Source organism: Pseudomonas tehranensis (genome assembly GCF_014268615.1).
Lineage (GTDB): Bacteria > Pseudomonadota > Gammaproteobacteria > Pseudomonadales > Pseudomonadaceae > Aquipseudomonas > Aquipseudomonas tehranensis.
Genome location: NZ_JABWQV010000464.1, coordinates 1 through 1164 on the forward strand (window position 1 = coordinate 1; position 1164 = coordinate 1164).

Annotated in this window: 1 protein-coding gene; it reads right to left on the reverse strand. The window is 56.4% G+C overall.

What is annotated here, in order from left to right:
• Window positions 1–1164, reverse strand: a 1164-nt coding sequence (gene tuf / locus HU811_RS26990; RefSeq protein WP_052915370.1) for an elongation factor Tu, incomplete at its 5' end; no start/stop codon positions are given.

The window sequence follows — 1164 nt, forward strand, 5'->3', positions numbered from 1 at the left end:
TTACTCGATGACTTTGGCTACGACGCCAGCGCCGACGGTACGACCGCCTTCACGGATAGCGAAACGCAGACCGTCTTCCATCGCGATGGTCTTGATCAGAGTAACAGTCATCTGGATGTTGTCACCTGGCATTACCATTTCAACGCCTTCTGGCAGCTCGCAGTTACCGGTCACGTCAGTTGTACGGAAGTAGAACTGTGGACGGTAGCCTTTGAAGAACGGAGTATGACGGCCGCCTTCTTCCTTGCTCAGAACGTAAACTTCTGCAGTGAACTTGGTGTGCGGCTTGACGGTGCCTGGCTTGACCAGAACCTGGCCACGCTCAACGTCGTCACGCTTGGTGCCGCGCAGCAGTACGCCGCAGTTCTCGCCAGCACGACCTTCGTCGAGCAGCTTGCGGAACATTTCAACGCCGGTGCAGGTAGTTTTCTGAGTGTCGCGCAGACCGACGATCTCAACTTCTTCCTGGATGCGGACGATGCCACGCTCAACACGACCAGTCACAACAGTACCGCGACCGGAGATCGAGAATACGTCTTCGATTGGCATCAGGAACGGCTTGTCGATAGCACGCTCTGGCTCTGGGATGTAGCTGTCCAGAGTTTCCACCAGCTTCTTGACAGCAGTGGTACCCATTTCGTTGTCGTCTTGGCCGTTCAGAGCCATCAGAGCCGAACCGATGATGATTGGAGTGTCATCACCTGGGAAGTCGTAAGTGCTCAGCAGATCGCGCACTTCCATCTCAACCAGTTCCAGCAGCTCAGCGTCGTCAACCATGTCAGCCTTGTTCAGGAAGACAACGATGTACGGAACGCCTACCTGACGGGACAGCAGGATGTGCTCACGGGTTTGTGGCATCGGACCATCAGCGGCCGAGCAAACCAGGATCGCGCCGTCCATCTGGGCAGCACCAGTGATCATGTTTTTTACGTAGTCGGCGTGACCTGGGCAGTCAACGTGTGCGTAGTGACGCACGGCCGAATCGTATTCAACGTGAGCGGTGTTGATGGTGATACCGCGAGCTTTCTCTTCCGGGGCGCTGTCGATCTTGTCGAAGTCAACCTTGGCCGAACCGAAAACTTCGGAGCAGACACGGGTCAGAGCAGCGGTCAGCGTGGTTTTACCGTGGTCGACGTGACCGATGGTGCCAACGTTGACGTGCGG